Annotated in this window: 10 protein-coding genes; 8 read left to right on the top strand and 2 right to left on the bottom strand. The window is 40.5% G+C overall.

Translation table 11 applies throughout. The annotated features are described in order from the left end of the window. The first annotated feature begins 316 nt into the window (after window positions 1–316). Window positions 317–5,041, top strand: coding sequence for an endo-beta-N-acetylglucosaminidase (locus HMPREF8578_RS02620; RefSeq protein WP_000792772.1), 4,725 nt, complete (start codon window positions 317–319; stop codon window positions 5,039–5,041). 117 nt (window positions 5,042–5,158) lie between these two features. Here HMPREF8578_RS02620 and HMPREF8578_RS02615 read toward each other — a convergent pair whose 3' ends face one another. Together HMPREF8578_RS02615 and HMPREF8578_RS02610 are read right to left on the bottom strand one after the other, a co-directional pair. Next, on the bottom strand, window positions 5,159–5,527 hold the full coding sequence (locus HMPREF8578_RS02615; RefSeq protein ID WP_002879744.1) for a hypothetical protein: 369 nt from the start codon (window positions 5,525–5,527) through the stop codon (window positions 5,159–5,161). Window positions 5,528–5,611: 84 nt separating this feature from the next. Then, window positions 5,612–6,538 (bottom strand): helix-turn-helix transcriptional regulator, encoded by a 927-nt coding sequence (locus tag HMPREF8578_RS02610; protein ID WP_000764444.1) that lies wholly within the window; start codon window positions 6,536–6,538, stop codon window positions 5,612–5,614. Window positions 6,539–6,890: 352 nt separating this feature from the next. Here HMPREF8578_RS02610 and HMPREF8578_RS02605 point away from each other — a divergent pair, with 352 nt between their 5' ends. The 7 genes from HMPREF8578_RS02605 to padA all read left to right on the top strand — a co-directional run bounded on the left by HMPREF8578_RS02605 (window position 6,891) and on the right by padA (window position 25,051). Further along, window positions 6,891–8,090 carry a phosphoglycerate kinase gene (locus HMPREF8578_RS02605; RefSeq protein WP_001096777.1) on the top strand — a complete coding sequence of 400 codons (1,200 nt, stop codon included), beginning with the start codon at window positions 6,891–6,893 and terminating at the stop codon, window positions 8,088–8,090. A 165-nt stretch (window positions 8,091–8,255) separates the two neighbouring features. Then, window positions 8,256–12,887 carry an antigen I/II family LPXTG-anchored adhesin gene (locus HMPREF8578_RS02600; protein ID WP_000791191.1) on the top strand — a complete coding sequence of 1,544 codons (4,632 nt, stop codon included), beginning with the start codon at window positions 8,256–8,258 and terminating at the stop codon, window positions 12,885–12,887. Between the two features lie 134 nt (window positions 12,888–13,021). Continuing rightward, window positions 13,022–13,549, top strand: a complete 528-nt coding sequence (locus HMPREF8578_RS02595; RefSeq protein ID WP_000119887.1) for an FUSC family protein — start codon at window positions 13,022–13,024, stop codon at window positions 13,547–13,549. Window positions 13,550–13,625: 76 nt separating this feature from the next. Further along, entirely contained in the window at window positions 13,626–13,982 is a 357-nt protein-coding gene (gene glnR / locus HMPREF8578_RS02590) for a transcriptional repressor GlnR (protein ID WP_000664333.1), read from the top strand. Window positions 13,983–14,018: 36 nt separating this feature from the next. Continuing rightward, window positions 14,019–15,365, top strand: a complete 1,347-nt coding sequence (gene glnA / locus HMPREF8578_RS02585; RefSeq protein WP_001122876.1) for a type I glutamate--ammonia ligase — start codon at window positions 14,019–14,021, stop codon at window positions 15,363–15,365. Window positions 15,366–15,755: 390 nt separating this feature from the next. Continuing rightward, window positions 15,756–16,343 (top strand): TlpA family protein disulfide reductase, encoded by a 588-nt coding sequence (locus tag HMPREF8578_RS02580; protein WP_001168154.1) that lies wholly within the window; start codon window positions 15,756–15,758, stop codon window positions 16,341–16,343. Between the two features lie 59 nt (window positions 16,344–16,402). Continuing rightward, window positions 16,403–25,051, top strand: coding sequence for an LPXTG-anchored isopeptide-forming adhesin PadA (padA, locus tag HMPREF8578_RS02575; protein ID WP_001204246.1), 8,649 nt, complete (start codon window positions 16,403–16,405; stop codon window positions 25,049–25,051). Window positions 25,052–25,054: the final 3 nt, after the last annotated feature.

Below are 25,054 nucleotides of genomic sequence, written 5' to 3'. Positions count from 1 at the left end.
AAATAATAACGGAATTTCTCCTATTCTATTTTAAAGGATAAAAGTAAATCTCACAAGTGTTTAGCTGAAATTTTCATAAGAAACAAGAACTTTCTTTTAAAATGAGAGATAGATTCCCTTTAAGATAGATGATTTATAGGATTGTGTCCAAATTTTACTGATTATTATCCTAGTTATAGTTTTTATGTTAAATAGATTGACATTGCTTTCATATAGTATAAAATGAAGATGATCCTGTTCTGGTGGTGTGCACTGAGAACAGTTACTTTTTATCAAAAAGTAAAGCGCTTACTTTATATTTTATTAGGAGGATAAGATGAAAAATCTATTTTTTGAGAAACGTTGCCGTTACAGTATTCGTAAGCTGTCAATCGGAGCTTGTTCCTTGATGATTGGTTCAGCTCTATTTGCGAGTCCAGCTCTTGCCGAACAAGTCGCAGTCCCTGAAACAGCTGCAAATACGAGCGCTCAAGCGACAAGTACTAGTGAGACAACTAATCCAGATACTGCAGCTCTCGAAAAACAATTAGAGGAAACTGAAAACAAAGTAGCTGAGCAACCAATTTCAGAAAACACTCCAGCAATAACGGATCTGGTTAATGAAAAAGAAGAAGCGAAGCCAGCTCTGACAGATAAAACTGAAAAACCTGCTCAACCAACTGAAAAAGAAGAAGTCAAACCAGCGGAAGCTCCTCAAGTGATTGAGAAGAAAGCCGACAAACCGACTCTAGCAGACGTTCCTAAAAATGAAGAAAAGAGTCTCCGACCAAAAGAAATCAAATTTGATACTTGGGAGGATTTGTTGAAATGGGAACCGGGTGCGCGTGAGGATGATCCCATTAACCGTTCATCAGTTGAACTTGCCAAGCGCCATAGAGGCCAGTTGGTTAACGAAAAAGCAAGCAGAAGAGCCAAGGTCCAGGCACTAGCAAACACCAACTCAAAAGCTAAAGACCACGCTTCTGTTGGTGGAGAAGAATTCAAGGCCTATGCTTTTGACTACTGGCAATACTTGGATTCAATGGTCTTCTGGGAAGGTCTAGTTCCAACTCCAGATGTCATTGATGCAGGCCACCGCAACGGAGTTCCCGTTTATGGAACACTCTTTTTCAACTGGTCAAATAGCATTGCCGACCAAGAGAAATTTGCAGCTGCCTTGAAACAAGATGCAGATGGTACCTTCCCGATCGCACGGAAACTTGTCGATCTTGCTAAGTACTATGGCTTTGATGGCTATTTCATTAATCAGGAAACAACGGGGGAATTGGTAGCACCTCTTGGTGAAAAAATGCGCCAATTCATGCTCTATACAAAAGAATACGCAGCTAAAGTTAACCACCCAATCAAGTATGCTTGGTACGATGCCATGACCTACAAATACGGTCGTTACCACGAAGATGGTCTAGGTGATTACAACTACCAGTTCATGCAAAAAGAAGGAGACAAGGTCCCTGCGGATCAATTCTTTGCCAATTTCAACTGGAACAAGGAAAAGAATGACCACTCCGTAGAGATGGCCAAATGGCTAGAACGTAGCCAGTATGATGTCTTTGCAGGCTTGGAATTGCAACAAGGTGGTTCTTATAAGACCAAAGTCAAATGGGATGCCCTCTTAGATGAAAAAGGCAAGTTGCGTTTGTCACTTGGACTCTTTGCACCAGATACGATTACCAGTCTAGGAAAAACAGGCGAAGACTACCACAAGAACGAAGACATCTTTTTTACAGGTTACCAAGGAGATCCAACGGCTCAAAAACCAGCTGACAAAGAGTGGTATGGGATTGCCAATTTAGTTGCGGACCGTACTCCAGCAGTGGGCCGGACCTTCACTACCTCTTTTAATACAGGTCATGGTAGAAAGTGGTTTGTAGACGGCAAAGTTTCTAAGGATTCTGAGTGGAACTACCGTTCTGTTTCAGGTGTCTTGCCAACATGGCGCTGGTGGCAGACTTCGACAGGGGAAAAACTCCGTGCAGAATATGACTTTACAGATGCCTACAATGGCGGAAACTCTCTTAAATTCTCAGGTGATGTAGCTGGTAAGACGGACCAAGATGTGAATTTGTATTCTACCAAGCTAGAAGTAACGGAGAAAACCAAACTTCGGGTTGCCCACAAGGGAGGAAAAGGCTCGAAAGTTTATATGGCCTTCTCTACAACACCAGACTACAAATTTGAGGATGCAGCTGCATGGAAAGAACTAACTCTCTCTGATGACTGGAAGAATGAAGAATTTGACCTTAGCTCACTAGCAGGTAAAACCATCTATGCAGTCAAACTCTTCTTCGAACATGAAGGGGCTGTAAAAGATTATCAGTTCAACCTAGGTCAATTAACTATCACGGATAATCACCAAGCGCCACAAGCACCTACAGGTCTCTCTGTGGTGAAGCAATCTCTTAAGAATGCCCAAGAAGCTGAAGCAGTGGTTCAATTTTCGGGTAACCAAGATGCAGATTTCTATGAAGTCTATGAAAAAGATGGTGACAACTGGCGATTATTAACAGGTTCATCTGCTTCAACCATCTACTTGCCAAAAGTTAGCCGTTCTGCTAATGCGACTGGTACAACGCAAGAATTGAAAGTTGTTGTAGTTGGTAAAAATGGACTCCGTTCAGAAGCTGCAACTGCGTCATTCAACTGGGGCATGACAGTTCAGGATACAACTCTCCCAAGACCTTTGGCTGAAAATATTGTTCCAGGGGCAACGGTTATTGGCAGTACCTTCCCAAATACTGAAGGCGGTGAAGGCATCGAAGGCATGTTGAACGGTACGATTACAAGTCTGTCAGACAAGTGGTCTTCAGGACAATTGAGCGGTAGTGTCGATATTCGTTTGACCCAACCACGTCGTGTTGTCAGATGGGTAATGGATCATGCGGGAGCTGGTGGTGAGTCTGTTAACGATGGTCTGATGAATACCAAGGACTTTGATCTTTATTACAAGGATACAGATGGCGAGTGGAAACTAGCTAAGAAAGTCCGTGGCAATAAAGCGCACGTTACAGATATCACTCTTGACAAACCAATCACCGCGCAAGACTGGCGTTTGCATGTCATTACATCTGATAACGGAACACCTTGGAAAGCCATTCGTATCTACAACTGGAAGATGTATGAAACCTTGGACACAGAAAGTCAAAATATTCCAATGGCTAAGGTAGCTGCTCGTTCACTTGGAAACCATCAAGTTCAACTTGGTTTCTCTGATGTTCCAGCGGGTGCAACTATCACCGTTTACGACAAGGCAGATTCACAAACACCAATTGCAACCTTGAAGACTGAAACTGGAGGCGACTTGGCAACAGCACCATTGGGATTTGACAAGCAACCAACTCTCCTCTACTATCGTACCCAACTACCTGGCAAAGAAATCAGTAACACCTTGGCAGTAGCAATTCCGCAGGATGAGAGAAAAATTGCTGCAGTTAGCCTTGAAAAAGGACCTAAGAAGATAGTTTACAAAGAGGGAGAAAAACTTGACCTTAGAGGCGGAACCCTCCGTGTTCAATACGAAGGGGGGCAAGCAGACGAGCTGATTAACCTTACTCACTCAGGTGTGACTGTTTCTGGCTACAACGCTCATCAAAAAGGGGAACAAAAGCTCACAGTTAGCTATCTTGGACTTCCAGTAAGCGGTGACTTGATGGTACAAGTGACTGGTCAAGATGAAGGAAAACCAAAGGAAGTAGCAGGTCTGTACATTACTCAGAAACCGAAAACGGACTATCTAGTAGGAGAGCAACTGGATCTTGCAGAAGGGGGCTTCGGCGTTCTCTATGATGATGAGACAGAAGAAAGCCATGTCTTCACAGATCAAGGTGTTGAAATTACGGGCTACGATGCTCAAAAGACTGGTCGTCAGACCTTGACCCTTCATTACAAGGGACACACAGCTGAGTTTGACGTCTTGGTTTCTCCAAAAGCAGCTGTCAACGATGAGTACCTAAAACAAGAAATCACTGCTGCCCAAGGCCGTCAGTCAACCCTTGGCTACACCTTCTCAAGCGAGGACAAACAAGCAGCACTAGTAGAGAAGCTCAATGCAGCGAAAGCTGTTGCAGAAAACCATGATGCCAGTCAAGAAGAGGTCAACAGAGCTTTGAATGAGTTGAAACAAGCAGGGACAGACCTGGATGGAAATCAACGTTATCAGACTGCTAGAGAAGAATTGGAAGGCTTGCTCGAATCTGTCCGTGAAAAAGATTCCCAAGCTGAGTTGATTGAACAAGCAGAAACTTTATTAGCTTCAGAGATGCCAACTCCTCAAGCGTTTGCGGAAATGAAAGAAAAGCTAAATAAGAAACTAGCTCCTGCAGAAGAAAGTCACCATGTTGGAAGTATGGATCCAAATGAAGTGGCTCCAACGGTTGAGGCCCTCCCTGAACTAGTTATTGAAACTGAAACAACAGCCTTTGAACGTCAGGAGCGACCAAACTCCGAACTTCTCAAAGGACAACGCCGTATTGTGCAAGCTGGAGTTGAAGGTCAAGTCCGTCGCTTTGTAGAAGTAGATAGCCAAGGCAAACGCACTCTTCGTTCGACTGAGGTAGTCAAGGAAGCAATCCCAGAAATCACCGAAGTTGGAACAAAAGTTCTATCAAGCAACCAACCAGCTGAAGGTGTGAAAGATTTAGTTCTAGAAACTCCGAAACTGGAAATTGAAGAGGGGACAGTTTCCTTCGAACGTCAGGAACGACCAAATGCAGCCCTTCTCAAAGGACAACGCCAGCTAGTTCAAGCAGGAGTTGAAGGCCAAGTTCGTCGCTTTGTAGAAGTTGATGCTCAGGGCAAACGCACCCTTCATTCTACTGAGGTTCTCAAGGAAGCTCTTCCAGAAATTGTTGAAGTAGGAACGAAAGAGGATCAAGTCTCACAAACAAGGGATCAAGCTCTTTCAGCAACACCAGCAAAAGTTGAAGAAGTAAGTAAAGAGCTGCCAAATACGGGAGCGACAAGAGATGCTAGTCTAGTAGCGCTGGGACTCCTCGGAGTAATGAGTGGCTACGGCTTGCTTGCTGGAAAGAAGAGAGAAGATTAATCGAATTTACGAATCTTGGATTTTCTTATAAAAATAAAAAACAAGGTTTGACTGTAGATTAGTCAGGCCTTGTTTTTAGTTTTGAAATTGAAGAGTAAATTTGAAGCTAGCTTTTTGTTATTCAATTCCTTGGATAAATTTTTGGAAACGATAGGTGTCGAAATAAATATTGGATGCAACTAATTTATCAAATTCATCGAATTTCAGAAATTCTGCGACATCCAGTTCAAGTTCTTTTCCTTGAGGAGAATGTAGACGGTAGCGATTTAAAGCTGAGACTGCTCGACCATCAACAAGTAATTGCTTCACTTCAAGATGCTGGCTCAAAGCATAGAATTGGCCTGCGCCTTGCAAATAAACATCACGTCCTTGTCGAATTTCTATACTATCGCACATGCCATAGTCAAAGTTTTCAGCTACGAAATCTTCCCAGCCTCCCTCATTTACTGCCGTAAAATAGCTTTCTGCAAGTGTTTTTGTATCCATTTGGAACCTCCTGTAAAATAATTGGGCTATGATGAATATCACGAAATATTTTGCCCACTTAAGAGTATACAAAAGGAAATATGACTACAGGTTGTCATATTGCTGAAGATTTTTTTTGAGAGTACTGACCAGTAGATTTTGTAAGTGACTTGGAGATACGACCTTTACTTGATAACCAAAGCTTAAGAGTAAATCAAAAAATGCAGGAGTTAAAGCTCTGAATGCCTGAACTTTTATTATTTCGTCCTCGACTCTGATTTCTTCTTCCGTGAAGTGATCGTAGATTTTTGGGAGTGCAAATCTTGTAAAAACTAGTTCGATTTCTTCTCCTTGCCCCTCCACTTTATGTTTTGGGGGATTTAAAAAAAGCTCTAACTTTTCTTGAGATAAACGTGGATAATCGAATGGTTTATCTTTTATCTCCACTAGTTCTAGTTCACGAATTCGAGTTAATTTAAAAATACGAAAATCTAATTTTTCTAAGCAGTAACCGATAACATACCAAGCATTCAGTTTATAGATCAATCTGTATGGGATAATTGTTCGCTGACTTTTCTCCTGTTTTTTCGAATAGTAAGAAAAAGAAATCATCTGTTCAGTTTGTATCGCTTCCTCAATTTCTAGTAAATAATTTGTATTAAGAGTCCAGGAACTGAGATCAAAGTAAAAAGGACTGTTTGCTCTTGTAATTTCTTGAGAAGACAGCTTGTGTTCGATACTGTCAAGACTTGAATGACCAACGATTTTACTAACATTTTGGCTCATATTAATGATAAACTGTCTCTCCTCCTCAGTGAAAAAGTTTCTGTCTATCTTATAGTCGCTCGGTATATAGAAACCTCCCTTATCTCCACGTTCCGAATAGATTGGGATCCCCGCTAAACTGAGTGTATCCATGTCCCTATATACAGTTCGAGTAGATATTTCAAATCTCTCTGCAATCTCTTTAGCTGTTATTCTCTTCTTATTTAAAAGAGACAGTAAAATATAGATTAGTCTTTCTAATTTCATGGTAGCAATTCCCCTTCTTTTAATCTCAAACAGCACAAACTAAAGAAACTATTTTAGTTATATTGTATAATAAGAAACCTAGCAATTCAAAAAGAAGGACTGTAGAGTTTAGAATATTAAGGATTAAAGTGTTAGAAAAAGAATGGTATAGAAGTAATTAGGCAGATCAATCAAGAATTTGCCTAAATTATTCCAACCGAATTATGTGAAGATTACTATTTCCCGTACTGAAATCCTAGGTTTTTAGATTAATAGATAGAAGAAAGAACAAGAAAAGTTTAGGGTTTTTCTATCTCTTTTGCGGATTTTGTGATATAATTAACACGTATAAAAAAAGAAGGAGTCATATCTAATGGCAAAATTGACTGTTAAAGACGTTGACTTGAAAGGGAAAAAAGTTCTCGTTCGTGTTGACTTCAACGTACCTGTTAAAGATGGCGTGATTACCAATGATAACCGTATCACTGCAGCTCTTCCAACTATCAAGTACATCCTTGAACAAGGTGGACGTGCAGTCCTCTTCTCTCACCTTGGACGTGTAAAAGAAGAAGCAGACAAAGAAGGTAAATCACTTGCTCCTGTAGCTGCTGACTTGGCTGCTAAATTGGGACAAGAAGTTAAATTTATCCCAGGTGTTACACGTGGTGCTGAATTGGAAGCCGCTGTTAACGCTCTTGAAGATGGACAAGTTCTCTTGGTTGAAAACACTCGTTTCGAAGATGTTGACGGCAAGAAAGAATCTAAAAACGATCCTGAACTTGGTAAATACTGGGCTTCACTTGGAGATGGTATCTTCGTAAACGATGCATTCGGTACTGCTCACCGTGCACACGCATCTAACGTTGGTATCTCAGCAAACGTTGAAAAAGCAGTAGCTGGATTCCTTCTTGAGAACGAAATTGCCTACATCCAAGAAGCAGTTGAAGCTCCAGAACGTCCATTCGTAGCGATCCTTGGTGGTTCAAAAGTTTCAGACAAAATCGGTGTTATCGAAAACTTGCTTGAAAAAGCTGATAAAGTGCTTATCGGTGGTGGGATGACTTACACATTCTACAAAGCTCAAGGTATCGAAATCGGTAACTCACTTGTAGAAGAAGACAAATTGGATGTTGCAAAAGCTCTTCTTGAAAAAGCAAATGGCAAATTGATCTTGCCAGTTGACTCAAAAGAAGCAAACGCATTTGCTGACTACACTGAAGTGAAAGACACTGAAGGTGAAGCAGTTGATCCAGGTTTCCTTGGTTTGGATATCGGTCCTAAATCTATCGCTAAATTCGACGAAGCTTTGACTGGTGCCAAAACAGTTGTATGGAACGGACCTATGGGTGTATTTGAAAACCCAGACTTCCAAGCTGGTACAATCGGTGTCATGGATGCTATCGTGAAACAACCAGGTGTGAAATCAATCATCGGTGGTGGTGACTCAGCTGCTGCAGCCATCAACCTTGGCCGTGCAGACAAGTTCTCATGGATCTCTACTGGTGGTGGAGCATCAATGGAACTCCTTGAAGGTAAAGTATTGCCAGGACTTGCAGCTTTGACTGAAAAATAAATAGTTTAACTAAAAGAAGATGGTGTGACCATCTTCTTTTTAATTTAATTTATAAATAGGTGGAATTTTTCTATAAATAAAAAAAAGAGTAAATATTTGCATCTTGCCTTGTAAAGTGCTAGTATAAGGAGTAATGACTAAATTTAGATAAGGAAATGGCTTATAATGAAAAATAAAAAAGAAGTCTATGGATTTCGTAAAAGTAAAGTTGCGAAAACTTTGTGTGGTGCTGTTTTAGGAACTGCTTTGATTGCTTTTGCAGACAAAGCAGTATTTGCTGATGAAGTTACAGAGACAACTAGTACAAGTACGGTTGAGGTAGCTACTACAGGAAATCCAGCTACAAATCTACCTGAAGCTCAGGGTGAAATGAGTCAAGTTGCCAAAGAAAGCCAAGCTAAGGCTGGTTCTAAAGACTCAGCTTTGCCAGTAGAAGTATCATCAGCTGATTTGGATAAAGCAGTTGCTGATGCAAAATCTGCAGGAGTTAAGGTAGTTCAAGATGAAACAAAAGACAAAGGAACAGCCACAACTGCTACAGAGAATGCTCAAAAACAAGATGAGATTAAAAGCGACTATGCTAAACAGGCTGAAGAAGTAAAGACAACAACTGAAGCATATAAAAATGAAGTCGCAGCTCATCAGGCTGAAACAGATAAAATCAATGCTGAAAACAAAGCAGCGGATGACAAGTACCAAAAAAATCTAAAAAGTCATCAAGAAGAAGTTGAAAAAATCAACACTGCTAATGCAACAGCTAAAGCAGAATATGAGGCTAAGCTAGCACAATATCAAAAAGATTTAGCAACTGTCAAAAAAGCAAATGAAGATAGTCAACAGGATTATCAAAATAAACTTTCAGCTTACCAGACAGAATTAGCTCGAGTACAAAAAGCTAATGCTGAAGCTAAAGAGGCTTATGATAAAGCAGTAAAAGAAAACACTGCGAAAAACGAAGCGCTTAAAGCTGAAAATGAAGCGATTAAACAGCGTAATGAAACTGCAAAAGCGAATTATGAAGCAGCGATGAAGCAGTATGAAGCAGACCTTGCAGCTATTAAGAAAGCTAAAGAGGATAATGATGCTGATTATCAAGCTAAATTAGCAGCTTATCAAACAGAATTGGCACGTGTTCAAAAGGCTAATTCTGATGCAAAAGTAGCCTATGAAAAGGCTGTTGAAGAAAACAAAGCTAAAAACAATGCTATCCAAGCTGAAAATGAAGCTATTAAACAACGAAATGAAACAGCCAAGGCAACTTATGAGGCTAAAATAGCACAATACGAAAAAGACTTGGCAGCAGTCAAACAAGCGAATGCAGCTAACGAAACAGACTACCAAACTAAGTTAGCGGCTTATCAGACAGAACTAGCTCGCGTTCAAAAGGCAAATGCTGATGCTAAAGCAGCTTATGAGAAGGCTGTTGAAGACAACAAGGCAAAAAATGCAGCGCTCCAAGCTGAAAATGAAGAAATCAAGCAACGCAATGCTACGGCTAAGACTGATTATGAAGCTAAAGTTGCGAAATATGAAGCAGATCTTGCCAAATATAAAAAAGAGTTGGCTGAGTATCCAGCTAAATTAAAGGCTTATGAAGATGAGCAGGCCAAAATTAAGGCAGCGCTTGTAGAACTTGAAAAAAACAAGGACCAAGACGGTTACTTGTCTAAGCCATCAGCTCAGAGTCTGGTTTATGACTTAGAATCGAATGCTCAACTGGACCTCAAAACTGAAGGAAAACTTCTTACAGCAGCAGCAGTTGATGAAGCTTTTAAGAAAGACACAGTCCAATATGGCAAGAAAAATCTTCAGTTAGACAATCTAAATGTCAAGAACTTGGAAAACGGTGCTACCGCTTCTTCGGTGGAATTGTATGGTAATATTGGAGACAAATCTGACTGGACCACCAATGTAGGGAATAAAACAGAAGTTAAATGGGGCTCTGTTCTTCTAGAACGTGGGCAAAGCGTAACTGCAACTTATACCAACCTTCAAAATTCATACTACAATGGTAAAAAGATTTCCAAGATTGTTTACAAATATACTGTAGATCCTTCTTCTCAATTTAAAAATCCTAGTGGAAAAGTTTGGTTGGGAATCTTTAGTGACCCAACTTTGGGTGTCTTTGCTTCTGCTTACACTGGTGATGTTGAAAAAGGGACTTCAATTTTCATTAAAAATGAATTTACCTTCTATGATGAAAATGACCAACCAATTAATTTTGACAATGCCCTTCTTTCAGTAGCATCTCTAAATAGAGAAAATAATTCTATTGAGATGGCTAAGGATTACACTGGTAACTTTATTAAAATTTCCGGTTCATCTGTTGGAGAAAAAGACGGAAAGATTTATGCCACAGAAACCTTGAACTTTAAAAAAGACCAAGGTGGATCTCGTTGGACTATGTATCCAAATGGTCAACCTGGTTCAGGTTGGGATTCATCAGATGCACCAAACTCTTGGTACGGTGCTGGAGCTATTAGTATGTCTGGCCCTACGAATCATGTTACTGTTGGTGCTATTTCTGCGACCCTAGTAGTTCCTTCTGATCCAGTTATGGCGGTTGATACAGGTAAAAGACCAAACATCTGGTACTCACTCAATGGTAAGATTCGTGCCGTCAACGTTCCGAAAATTACTAAGGAAAAACCAACTCCGCCAGTAGAACCAACTGCACCACAAGCTCCAACTTATGAAGTAGAGAAACCACTGGAACCAGCTCCAGTAGTACCAAACTACGAAAATGAGCCAACTCCACCGGTAAAAACTCCAGATCAACCGGAGCCATCAAAACCAGAAGAGCCAACATATGAGACAGAGAAACCATTGGAACCAGCTCCAGTAGCACCAAACTATGAAAATGAGCCAACTCCACCAGTAAAAACTCCAGATCAACCAGATCCATCAAAACCGGAAGAGCCAAACTATGAGACAGAGAAACCATTGGAACCAGCTCCAGTAGCACCAAGCTATGAAAATGAGCCAACTCCACCAGTTAAGACTCCAGATCAACCAGAGCCATCAAAACCAGAGGAGCCAAATTATGATCCATTGCCAACACCACCGGTAGCACCAACTCCTAAGCAGTTGCCAACACCACCAGCGGTGCCAACAGTTCACTTCCATTACAATCGTCTATTTGCACAACCTCAGATTAATAAAGAAATTAAAAATGAGGATGGAGTAGATATCGATCGTACTCTCGTTGCTAAGCAGTCTGTAGTGAAGTTTGAGTTGAAAACGGAAGCTTTAACTGCAGGACGTCCAAAAACAACTTCGTTTGTATTGGTAGATCCACTTCCAACGGGCTATCAGTTTGATTTGGAAGCGACCAAGGCTGCAAGCAAAGGTTTTGAAACGAGCTATGACAAAGCTAGTCACACTGTAACCTTTAAGGCTACTGAGGAGACCTTGGCTGCTTTCAATGCAGATTTGACAAAATCCTTTGAGACTCTATATCCAACTGTTGTTGGTCGTGTCTTGAATGATGGGGCGACTTATACAAATAACTTTACCTTGACAGTCAACGACGCCTACGGTGTCAAGTCAAACATTGTTCGTGTAACGACTCCAGGTAAACCAAATGATCCTGACAATCCAAATAACAACTACATCAAGCCTTTGAAAGTTAACAAGAACAAGCAAGGTGTGAATATTGATGGCAAAGAAGTTCTAGCTGGTTCAACGAACTACTATGAACTCACATGGGATTTGGACCAATACAAGGGAGATAAATCTTCTAAAGAAGCAATTCAAAATGGTTTCTACTATGTGGATGATTATCCAGAAGAAGCCTTAACCCTTCAACCAGAATTGGTTAAGATTCGTGATCTAGAGGGCAATCTTGTATCAGGTATCAGTGTTCAACAATTTGATAGTTTAGAAGCTGCGCCTAAGAAGGTTCAAGAGCTGTTGAAGAAAGCAAACATCACTGTTAAAGGTGCTTTCCAACTCTTCTCAGCTGATAATCCAGCAGAATTCTACAAGAACTATGTAGCAGCAGGAAAATCATTGCTCATCACAGATCCGATGACAGTTAAACCTGAATTTGGTCAAACGGGTGGTAAGTATGAAAACAAAGCCTACCAAATTGATTTTGGAAATGGCTATGCTACAGAAGTAGTTGTCAACAATGTACCAAAAATCACACCTAAAAAAGATGTGACAATCAGTATGGATCCAAGCAGTGACAATATCGATGGTCAAACAATTCCGTTGAACCAGTACTTCAATTATCGTTTGATTGGTGGTTTGATTCCACAAAATCATTCTGAGGACTTGAATGACTATAGTTTTGTAGATGATTATGACCAAAAAGGTGATCAATACACTGGAAACTATAAAGTTCTTGCCAAAGTTGATATCCGATTGAAAGACGGTCGTGTTATCAAGGCAGGGACAGACTTAACAGCTGAAACACAGGTTGAACATGATCAAGATAAGGGAATGATTACCATTCGCTTCAAGGAAGAATTCCTTCAAGAGATTCAGTTGGATTCTCCATTCCAGGCTGAGACTTATATTCAAATGAAACGAATTGCAGTCGGAACCTTTGAAAATACCTATGTAAATACTGTGAACAAAGTTGCTTACGCTTCAAATACAGTTCGCACGACAACACCAGAACCTAAGAAACCAGAGGAGCCAACAACTCCTACTCCAAATCCAAAAGGTAACCCTACTCTACCTCAAACAGGTACAAATGATTCAAGCTACATGCCATATCTTGGTCTAGCAGCTTTAGTAGGAGTTTTAGGACTTGGTCAGTTGAAACGAAAAGAAGACGAAAGCAAGTAAGCTCTAAAAGTTAAATAGAAAAGAGGAACTTTGTTTCCTCTTTTTCTTGTTGTTTGAATTAAAAACGTTTCCTATCGATTTTGGCTCATAAAATCAACTAATTTATGATAAAATGGAAATAGAAAGTTGAGATTATGAGTTATTTTAAAAAATATAAATTTGATAAGTCACAGTTCAAGCTTGGTATGCGAACCTTCAAAACGGGGATTGCCGTATTTATAGTTCTCTTGATTTTTGGTTTTTTTGGCTGGAAGGGACTTCAAATCGGAGCATTAACAGCGGTCTTCAGTCTACGAGAAAGCTTTGATAAGAGTGTCCATTTTGGAACTTCGCGTATCTTAGGAAATAGCATCGGAGGTTTTTACGCCCTTGTCTTTTTCCTCTTAAACACTTTATTTCATGGAGCCTTTTGGGTAACCTTACTAGTTGTTCCGATTTGCACCATGTTAACCATTATGACAAATGTTGCCATGAACAACAAGGCAGGAGTTATCGGTGGTGTAGCGGCTATGTTGATTATTACCCTATCAATACCGAGCGGAGAAACATTTTTGTACGTGTTTGCGCGCGTATTTGAAACATTTATGGGAGTTTTTGTCGCAATCCTTGTTAATTATGATATTGAGCAACTGAAACTCTTTTGGGAGAAAAAAAGAAAATAATGTTACATTTTATGACATTATTCGTTGACGTTTATCTTTTTTTAGACTATAATAGACAGGAAGAAGGAAATTGTAAATGAAGGAAAGAGAATTTCGCCGAAATATGGCTGTTTTTCCTATCGGCAGTGTTATGAAATTGACCGATCTCTCGGCGCGTCAGATTCGTTATTATGAAGATCAAGAGTTGATCAAACCTGATCGAAACGAAGGAAACCGTCGCATGTATTCGTTGAATGACATGGATCGTCTACTTGAAATCAAAGATTATATCTCTGAAGGTCATAATATTGCTGCGATTAAGAAAAAATATGCTGAACGCGAGGCGAAGTCCAAGAAAGCCGTGAGTCAGACGGAAGTGCGTCGCGCACTTCACAATGAACTCCTCCAGCAGGGGCGCTTTGCTTCAGTACGGTCACCCTTTGGTCGCGGTTAGGCAATCGCAAGTAGTCATATATTAAGGAGAAAACCCATGCCAATCACAGCTGCAGATATTCGTCGTGAAATCAAGGAAAAAAATGTTACCTTTATCCGCCTCATGTTTTCAGATATTCTGGGAACCATGAAAAACGTCGAAATTCCTGCTACAGATGAACAGTTAGACAAGGTCTTGTCAAACAAAGCTATGTTTGATGGATCTTCTATTGAAGGTTTTGTACGTATCAATGAGTCAGATATGTACTTGTACCCAGACTTGGATACATGGACAGTCTTCCCATGGGGAGATGAAAATGGAAGTGTTGCAGGTTTGATCTGTGATGTCTATACAACAGAAGGCGAACCCTTTGCAGGTGACCCACGTGGTAATCTGAAGCGTGCACTTCGTCATATGGAAGAAGTAGGATTCAAATCTTTCAACCTTGGTCCAGAACCAGAATTCTTTCTCTTTAAGCTGGATGAAAATGGGGATCCGACTCTTGAGGTAAATGACAAGGGTGGTTACTTCGACTTGGCCCCTACTGATCTTGCAGACAATACGCGTCGTGAAATCGTGAATGTTTTGACCAAAATGGGATTTGAAGTAGAAGCGAGTCACCATGAGGTTGCGGTTGGACAACACGAGATTGACTTCAAGTATGATGAAGTCCTCCGTGCCTGCGATAAGATTCAAATCTTTAAACTCGTTGTTAAAACCATTGCTCGCAAACATGGCCTTTACGCAACCTTTATGGCTAAACCGAAATTTGGTATTGCTGGATCAGGTATGCACTGTAATATGTCCTTGTTTGATGCAGAAGGAAACAATGCCTTCTTTGATCCAAATGATCCAAAAGGAATGCAGTTGTCTGAAACGGCCTACCATTTCCTTGGTGGTTTGATCAAACATGCTTACAACTATACTGCCATCATGAACCCAACAGTTAACTCATATAAACGTTTGGTTCCAGGTTATGAAGCGCCTGTTTACATTGCTTGGGCTGGTCGTAACCGTTCGCCACTTGTGCGCGTGCCGGCTTCACGTGGTATGGGAACTCGTCTTGAGTTGCGTTCAGTGGACCCAATGGCAAACCCATACATCGCTATGGCTGTTCTTTTGGAAGTTGGTTTGCATGGTATTGAAAACAAAATCGAAGCACCAGCTCCTATCGAAGAAAATATCTACATCATGACAGCAGAAGAGCGTAAGGAAGCTGGAATCACCGACCTTCCATCAACTCTTCATAACGCCTTGAAAGCTTTGACTGAGGATGAAGTGGTCAAGGCAGCCCTAGGTGAACACATCTACACTAGTTTCCTTGAAGCCAAACGTATCGAGTGGGCTAGCTATGCGACCTTTGTTTCACAATGGGAAGTTGATAATTATCTTGACTTATATTAAGAATATAAAAAAGATTGTCTGATTGGACAATCTTTTTTATTATTGCAAATTTTTAAATGTATTTCGTTGCTGTTTTTAGTATAGTTATTATATAGAAATACAGAAAATGAGAAAGAGTGAATTATGCATTAAAAAGAAATAATATTCTGAAAATAACTAGAAAATGGCGTTCATGAATTTTCGTTATACCTATTTAATGCAGTAGTGTGGCGGGTTTAGCATGGGAAAGAAAAAAGTTTACAATTTGACAACATATTTCTTGAAATACGAATTAGTAAATGATAAAATGTTTTTTGGAATGGATGAGTTTCGGAGAGTTTATAAATCATTTACTATATTATTTACTCAAGTTCTACTCGCCATATTTCATTAAAAAGGAAAGGAGATTCTATGCAAAAAGATAAGTGGTGGCTTCCGTTTTTAGCAGTGGGAGTCATCATCGGATTGTCGGTGGGTTTGATTTATTATACTAGACCCGCTAAGGACGGAGAAGTAGGGACTTCATCAGTTTCGCAATCAACTTCAAGTGCTGAGAACAATACTGCCTTGAGTCTAAAAGGTCAACAACTTCCAGAATTTAAAATGACTTCTCAAGACGGTAAATTGGTTGCTAGTTCAGAGCTGTATGATAAACCTATGTTAATTGTCGAATGGGCTAGTTGGTGTCCTCATTGTCAGAAACAACTACCCATTGTTCAGCAGATGTATGAAAAGTATGGTGAACAGATCAATTTTGTTTTACTAAATATGAACGAACCTGGTAAAGAAACAAAAGAGAGTGCTGATCGATACATTAAGGAAAAAGGATACACTTTCCCTTATTACTATGACGAAGATCAATCAGCTGCAGATCTATTACAGGTTCAGACCATACCAAGTATGTATTTTGTAACCAAAAAGCAAGAAGTAAAAAATGTATTGGTTAACCATTCCGATGCGGAAAGCTTTTCTAAAGAGTTGCAAACACTACTCAACTAACATATATCTACTATAGAAAAGGGGGAAGAAGAAATCACAATAGGATTTCAGAAATAGCAATGAGAGATTTCATTAAAAAGGTCTCCATATTGTTTATCATTTTATTCTTATCTGTTCCATTAGCCTTAATGGGACAGCTACTTGGTAGCGCTGCAGCAAATGAAGGCGGTAGTACTATTGAAGTAGGTGGAAATACAAAGATAACACAAAATGGATGTTCCCGTAAAATTGAAAAAACGGAAAAAATTAGCTGGCGCCTGCCTAGAAAACCAGTGGATTTGGTAATCTTGCAGGATGCGAGTGGATCATTTAAGAACACCATTCCAAATGTCCAGAATGCTTTAAAAACTCTGACGACATTTGTGAAGGAAGAAGAGTATGATGAAAATAACCCACGTTTGGTTAAGACTGATAATCCAGATACATCAGACCGGGTTATGATGGCGACCTTCCAAGGTGCAGATGGATACAACTACTACTACAATAACGATTTTACAGGCCGTAAAGATGTTTATGGTAGTTGGGGACCTGACTATGATTACAAATACAAGGCAAGTAACTTGTCTTCTGACCAAAATGATATCCATCAATTCATTAATAATATTAAAGTAGCGGGAGGAACACCAACTGTTCCAGCTATTGACGATGTCATTGCTCAATATAATGAAAGAAAAGGGAATATGGCTAATGGTCGTAAAACTATCTTTCTTTTGATTACGGATGGTGTTGCCAATGGGAAACGTGACCCTGATGGTAAGGTTCGTCTAGAGTACAGTGACTATCGGAACAATATTCTTACACGTGCATGGAATTTTAATGAACTAACAGAGGCGTCTCAAAACGTTTTAGGGCGTGTGAAAGAGGTTAAGGAAGCATCTACAAGACTTAAAAATGTTGTTGGTTCTGAAGGAACAGTAGTAGTTGGTTTCTGGGAAGACGTAACAATCTTTGCGAATTCCAAAGCTCAGTACTATGACACATATAAAGAAGGTTATTCAAAATATTTTGATATAGGGGATAACCGAAGTGTCCAAGAGATTTTCCATGAAGCATTAGAGGGGATGGCTTCTCCAGCTAAAAATATCAATGGAAAAGATGTTTCCTTCTATGTTAATGAACAAAGCGATATCAATAAATTCTCAAGTCGAGTTCTAGAATCTGTTGGTGCTGCTCTGGTTAAAGAAGATATCAAAGGTGAGTTTGAAGTTACTCCGGGATATAAGGTAGATGCAGTTCGAATTAATGGTAAGAAGATTGTATCAAAGGTTACCGATTCGAAGAAAGAAATTCGTGGTAAGATTGTTCAAGAAGGAGACAAGGTTACAATCTCTGTTCCAGAGAGTGTCTTTAATCCAGGAAACAACAAGTTTGACTATGATTTGAGTAAGGAAGCACATGCTGAACAAGTTGATGAGGATGATGAGCAAGACCCTCCTGCAGACTACAAACCAGTTAAGGAGACAGTTCCAGTTCCTGAGCTGACTGGTAAATTTAAAGTTGGTGATTTTGCGACTGAAACAATCGGTGGTTCGAAAGAAACTGTAGAAGTTCAAAAACTTGAATACTGTTACCCAAGTGCCACCAAGAAAATTGCAGACCAAGATCAAAGCAATGATACTGGTACTATTGAAGATCCGCTTCAATTAACAAAAAAACCATCCTATGCAGCGAACTTGTCTGCGAAAGATGAAACATTTACTTATACAGTAGATTACAACTTTAACAACGCTCCATATGAGTTCAAGAAAAATGTTATGCTGACTGACCCTCTTGACTATCGTTTGGAAGTTGTAGGTCACCATGCGTCTGGCCCAGAAGGTACTATCCTGACACGTGTTGTTAAGCAAAAGGATGATCTTGGAAACGACCGAGAAGTTGTTGTTGCGGATGTTCCAAGCATTGCTGGTAACTACAATTACTTGGTATTAAAGAAAGCTAAAATGACCATTACGGTTCGCTTGAAGGAGCAATATCGCAATAATCAAGCGAGCAAAGAATTTATGGCTCTTCTTCAGGATAATGATGGCTTTGGTTTGCTGAACCAGGGAAATATCATGTGGAATGGTGAGGATAATAATCCTGATCCAAGTAAACATGCTAAAACAGCTGACAAACCAAGTACAATTCGTCGCTCAAACCCAGTCTATGTGAAACCACCAGTTGATACCGAAATTACGAAGAAGGTTAATGACAAAGAACATGAGGATTTGAAGGCAGAAGAGGAACTCTTTGAGTACAAGGTGACTGCTCCATGGCCAGGTATTGCGGACAACTTTACGCTGACAGATACAGTTGTTTCAGAGTTGGAAGTTCAGGCAGATAGCTTGAATGTAAAACTTGGTGAAAAAGATAATACTGAGTTGAAAACTGCTACAAAAGTTGAAGGTCAAACTGTTTCACTGACTTTTGATAAAACTCAACTTGAAAAAATCTCACGTAAGGTAACGCGTCGTAAAACTAAAGATGTTCAATACCTTGAATTGACCTTCAAGGCTAAGATTCGTCCGGGTGCTGACCTTTCTAAATATAAGGAAGATGGTCAAATTAAAGTACCTAACACGGCAGATGTTGCCTTGAATGATATCAAGAAAACATCGAATAAAGTAACGGTTACACCACCAAAACCACAAGAACCTTCTATTGATAAGAAGATTAATGAGAACTTGGATACATTCCAAACATTTGATGGGCAACCATACAACTACAACATTACTACAGCTGTGCCGAGTGATGTTGCTAATTACAAGAAATTTGTGATTCGTGATACACTGGATGCTAATTTGGAACTTGCAGGAGACGTAAGTATTAAAGGTTCCGCAGCGGCCCTCTTTGATATCCACACCAATGGCCAAGAGATTACGGCAACGGTGAAGGATGGTCAGTTTGGTGAACTTGCAAAATACTCAACTGTTGAACTAGTAATTCCTGCAAAAGTTAAAAATGGTGTGACAGGTACAACCATTGAAAACAAGGGTTCTATTTCCTTTACAAATGAGAATAATGTAGAGAAAGAAGTTGAATCGAAACCTGTCACCGTAACGCCACCTCCTGTAACGAAGAAGATCAATGAAACTCTTGATCACTTAGATATCGCGACAGGTCAAGCGTATAACTATAACATTAAGACAAAACTTCCAACAGATATTACAGATTACAAGAAATTTGTGATTACAGATACACTTGAAGGAGATTTGTCAGTTATCAATGAAACTTCAAGTAAACCAGTTATCAAAGGAGCAGCTGCAACCTTCTTCGATGTAACAGTTGAGGGTCAAACCGTGACTGCAACGATGAAGGACTTTGCGAAGGCTACAGACCTTGCTGGTCAAGAAGTGGAATTGATTATTCCGGCTAAGATCAATGATGGAGTGACTCGTATCAACATTCCAAATACTGCGAAGTTCAGCTTCACAGATAAGAACGATCATAGCGGAGAAAAAGAAACGAAACCGGTAACCGTAACGCCTCCATCAGAACCAGGTGTTGATAAGAAAATCAACGAAACACTGACAGAGGCAACAATCGGTGCGGAAACCGACTTTACTTATAATATCAAAGCGAAATTGCCAAATGATATTACCACGTACAAGTCCTTCGTTGTAACGGATACCTTGGATGAGAACTTGACTCCAGGTCAAGCTGAAATCAAGGGAGCGGCAGCGAAATTCTTCGATGTAACAGTTCAAGGTCAAACCGTGACTGCAACGATGAAAGATTTTGCGAATGCGGGTGACTACGGTAACCAAGAAGTAGAGCTCGTGATTCATGCCAAAGTGAAGAAAGGCTCAACTGTTCCATCTATTGAGAACAAAGCTAAGATTACTTACACCAACAAGAATGACCAACAAGGTGAGAAAGAAACCAAGCCGGTCACTGTTACACCACCACCAATCACGAAGAAGGTGAATGGTCAGGAACATGCAGATCTTGGTAAGTTATCAGAAATCTTTACTTATACGATTGACTCAACGGTTCCACATGTGGCAGATACCTTCACCATTTCAGATGATATCGTCAAAGAATTGGCATTTGAAGGAGAAGCAACGGTCACTGTTGATGGTCAAGCTGTTCAAGACCTCACTGTAACAACAGAAGGTCAACGTTTGACGGTCACATTTGGTAAAGAGCAAGTGAAACAATATGCTGGTAAAGCTGTACAAGTTTCATTTAAGGCTAAGGTGAAGGAAGGCATTACCTTTGATGCACTCTTAGCAGCTTATCCAAATGAATCAAAAGACAAGCCGGTAGTACCAAATACTGCTAGCTACATCATTAATGATAATCCTGATTCTAAGAAAGAATCAAAACCAGTTACCGTTACACCACCACCAACCACTACTCCAGAGCTTAAGAAGGAAGTAAACGGAGCAGAACGTTATGATCTTGCAAAACGTAATGAAGAGTTTACTTATACTTTGAAAACAACAATGCCTGCCAGCGCAACTGTGTTTGAGATGACAGACGAGTTGAAAGAAGTTCTAGAATTTGTTGGTGAGAATGCTTCAGCCACTGTTAAACTTGATGGTGAGGATGCAGGATCGAAGGCGACAGTGACACTTTCTGGTCAAGTCATCAAAGTTGCCTTTACAGAAGCTTCTGTCAAAGCAGATGCCGGTAAGACTATTGAAGTGAATTTCAAGGCTAAGATTAGAGATAATGCCAACTTATCAGCTTATGTGAATAAAGATGGTAAGACAGAGATTCCGAATAAGGCTTCTTATGATATTGATCATAATCCAAAATACCACAAGGACTCTAATGAAGTCCCAGTAACGCCACCAACACCAGACGAGCCAGAAATCAAGAAAGATGTGAACGGCAAGGAATCTGCAACACTTGCGAAACGTGATGAAGTCTTCACTTATAATGTGAAAACAACAGTAGCGCAAGATGCGACAGCCTTCTCAGTCACAGATACCCTAGTGAACGTTCTTGAATTCGCTGGAACTTCAAGTGCTAAATTGAATGGTCAAGCTCTTGATGCCAGCCAAATCAAGGTAGAAGGACAAACCATTACCTTGACGCTTACAGAAGATCAAGTCAAAGCCAATGGCGGTCAAGCTGTTGAATTAACGTTCGACGCGAAGATCAAAGCCGGCGCGAACTTGTCTGCATATGTGAAGGAAGACGGCCGTACACAGATTCCAAATAAGGCTTCTTATGACGCAAGCTTCCCACACAAACCAGGTGTGCACAAGGATTCAAATGAAGTCCCAGTAACGCCACCAACACCAGACGAGCCAGAAATCAAGAAAGATGTGAACGGCAAGGCAGAAGAAACCCTCGCAAAACGTGATGAAGTCTTCACATACAACGTGAAAACAAGTGTAGCGCAAGATGCGACAGCCTTCAGCGTAACCGATAAGATCGAAGATGTTCTTGAGTTCGCAGGAACTTCAAGTGCTAAATTGAATGGTCAAGCGCTTGAGGCTAGCCAAATCAAGGTAGAAGGTCAAACCATCACCTTGACCCTTACAGAAGAACAAGTCAAAGCCAATGGTGGTCAAGCAGTTGAATTAACATTCGACGCTAAGATCAAAGCCAGCGCGAACTTGTCTGCTTACCTATCAGAAGATAAGACTGTGAAAGTTCCTAACAAGGCAGCTTACAAGGCAGATCTTCCAAACAAGCCAGGCTTTACGAAAGACTCTAATGAAGTCCCAGTAACGCCGCCAACACCAGAAGAGCCAGAAATCAAGAAAGATGTGAACGGCAAAGAAGCTGAAACTCTTGACAAACGTGACCAAGTCTTCACTTACAACGTGAAAACAACAGTAGCGCAAGATGCGACAGCCTTCTCAGTCACAGATACACTAGTAGACGTTCTTGAATTCGCAGGAACTTCAAGTGCTAAATTGAATGGTCAAGCGCTTGAGGCTAGCCAAATCAAGGTAGACGGTCAAACCATTACCTTGACGCTTACAGAAGAACAAGTCAAAGCCAATGGTGGTCAAGCAGTTGAATTAACATTCGACGCTAAGATCAAAGCCGGCGCGAACTTGTCTGCTTACCTATCAGAAGATAAGACTGTGAAAGTTCCTAACAAGGCAGCTTACAAGGCAGATCTTCCAAACAAACCAGGCTTTACGAAAGACTCTAATGAAGTCCCAGTAACGCCACCAACACCAGAAGAACCAGAAATCAAGAAAGATGTGAACGGCAAAGAAGCTGAAACTCTTGACAAACGTGACCAAGTCTTCACATACAACGTGAAAACAACAGTAGCGCAAGATGCGACAGCCTTCGCGGTAACGGATACACTAGTGGATGTTCTTGAGTTCGCAGGAACTTCAAGTGCTAAATTGAATGGTCAAGCGCTTGAGGCTAGCCAAATCAAGGTAGAAGGTCAAACCATTACCTTGACGCTTACAGAAGAACAAGCTAAAACAAGTGCTGGTCAAGCTGTTGAATTAACTTTCGACGCTAAGATCAAAGCGGGTGCTAACTTGTCTGATTATGTAACAGAAGATAAGTCAATCAAGGTTCCGAACAAGGCAGCTTACAAGGTAGATCTTCCAAACAAACCAGGCTTCACTAAGGATTCCAATGAAGTTCCAGTAACGCCACCGACTCCAGAAGAGCCAGAAATCAAGAAAGATGTCAACACGAAAGCTGAAGAAACACTCGCTGATCGTGATCAAGTCTTCACCTACAACGTGAAAACAAGTGTTCCAACAGATGCGACAGTCTTCAGTGTAAGTGATACACTTGAATCTGTTCTTGATTATGCAGGTTCAGCAAACGCGAGCTTGAATGGTCAAGCGCTTGACGCTAGCCAAATCAAGGTAGAAGGTCAAACCATTACCTTGACACTTACAAAAGAGCAAGTGAAAGCAAATGGTGGTCAAGCAGTTGAATTGAGCTTCACTGCGAAGATTAAAGCGGGAGCTGATTTGACTCCATATCTAACAGATCGTGGATTCACTGTTCCAAATACAGCTTCTTATGACGCGAAGTTCCCACACAAACCAGGGCTACACAAAGATTCGAATAAAGTTCCGGTTATCGTTCCAAAAGAACCAGAACCAGAAATTTCTAAGAAGATTAATCGTACCTTGGACCACTTGGATGTGGAATACGACGCACCATACATGTATAATGTCAATACAACTTTGCCAAAAGATATTGATAAGTACAAAGAGTTCACAGTCACAGATACACTCGAACCGGTCTTGGCAATCGCTGATACGCCAGTAGCCTATGTGGATGGTCGTGATGCAAATGGTGCCCTTGAAACAAGTGTTAAGGGAAATACAGTCACTGTGAAAGTGAAAGATTTCGCTCGATTGAAAGGTTTCAAAGAAATCCAATTGTATATTCCAGCTAAACTCAAAGCGAATAGCGATTTGAAAGCTTATAAGGACCAATTGGTACCAAACAAAGCAACTGTCAACTTCAAGGATGCGAATGGTCAATCTGGCAGCAAGGAAACAAAACCAGTAACGGTGAAACCGCGTGACCCAGAAAAACCAACAGATCCAACACCAGGTGAACCTGCTAAGACAGTTGGGCCAGAAGATGGATCTAAACCTGATAAAGACTACCACTTACCAAACGCTTTAGATACCTTCCGCTTCGATATCACTACACCGGTTCCAACAGATCCAGTAGATGAAAACGGAAATGCTAAGAAGGATCAATATGGTCGTCTTATCAAGACAGACTTGACTAGCTTTACGATCACTGATAAAATCGATTCAGTCTTGAAAGTCAACAAAGACCGTATCGCTCTTAAAGTTGAAAATGCTCAGTTTGACAAGATCAAAGCAACTCTTCAAGCTCAACTTGAACAGTCTGAGAAAGAACTCAAAGCTTTGACAGGCAAGTCAACAGAAGATACTTCAACAGAGACTGGTAAGAAGGAAGAACTCAAGGCAGCGGAAGCTAAAGTAGCTGAATTGAAAGCGAAGTTGGAAGCAGCTAAGGCAGCGCAGCCAGCTAAACCAGCTGAAACTACAACACCAGCTACTCCAGCAACAGCTGCTGAAGAAACAACTCCAGCTACATCTGATTCTTCTGCATCAGAAGATAAGAAACCTGCAACTAGCGAGCCAAGTCAAGATCTTGCAAGCTTGGAAGCAGAGTTGAAAGCAGCTGAAGAAAACTTGGCTAAACTTCAAGCACCAGCTGAAAAAGAATCAGAATTGGCACCAGCTGATAAGAAACAACAACAAGAGAAACTTGAAAATGAAATTAAGAAACTAAAAGAAGCTCAAACCAAGCTTCAAGCAGCTATTGATAAATTGTCTAAAGTTTCAAATGACCGCGGTGAATTAGTAGGTAAAGATTTAGAAGCAATTGCTACTGTTACTTACGATGAAACTAGCAATGTTGTGACTTTTGAAATCAGCGATAAGGATGTTCTTGAAGCCTTGAAGGGAAGTACCGTACGTCTTGTACTTTACACTAACTTCAAAGAAGGAACAGATTTTACAAAATTCACTGGTGGTGTACCAAATACAGCTGAAGTAAGCTTTAACCATAATCCAAAGCCAAAAACTACCAACAAAGTTGTGGTGTTCCCACCAACACCACCAACACCAGAAAAACCACAAACTCCGCCACCAGGTGGAACCGTTCCTCCAGCAGAACCTAAGAAAACATTGCCAAATACAGGTTCTGAAGGATCTTCAATCTTTGGAGTACTTGCAGCTCTAGCTCTAGGACTTGCTGGACTTCTAGTTTGGAAGCGTAAAGCTGAACGTTAGTAT

The organism is Streptococcus oralis ATCC 49296, assembly GCF_000185265.1.
Taxonomy (GTDB): domain Bacteria; phylum Bacillota; class Bacilli; order Lactobacillales; family Streptococcaceae; genus Streptococcus; species Streptococcus oralis_BC.
Note: the sequence above shows the minus strand (reverse complement) of the source record. Positions and strands in the feature narration are given on the sequence as shown.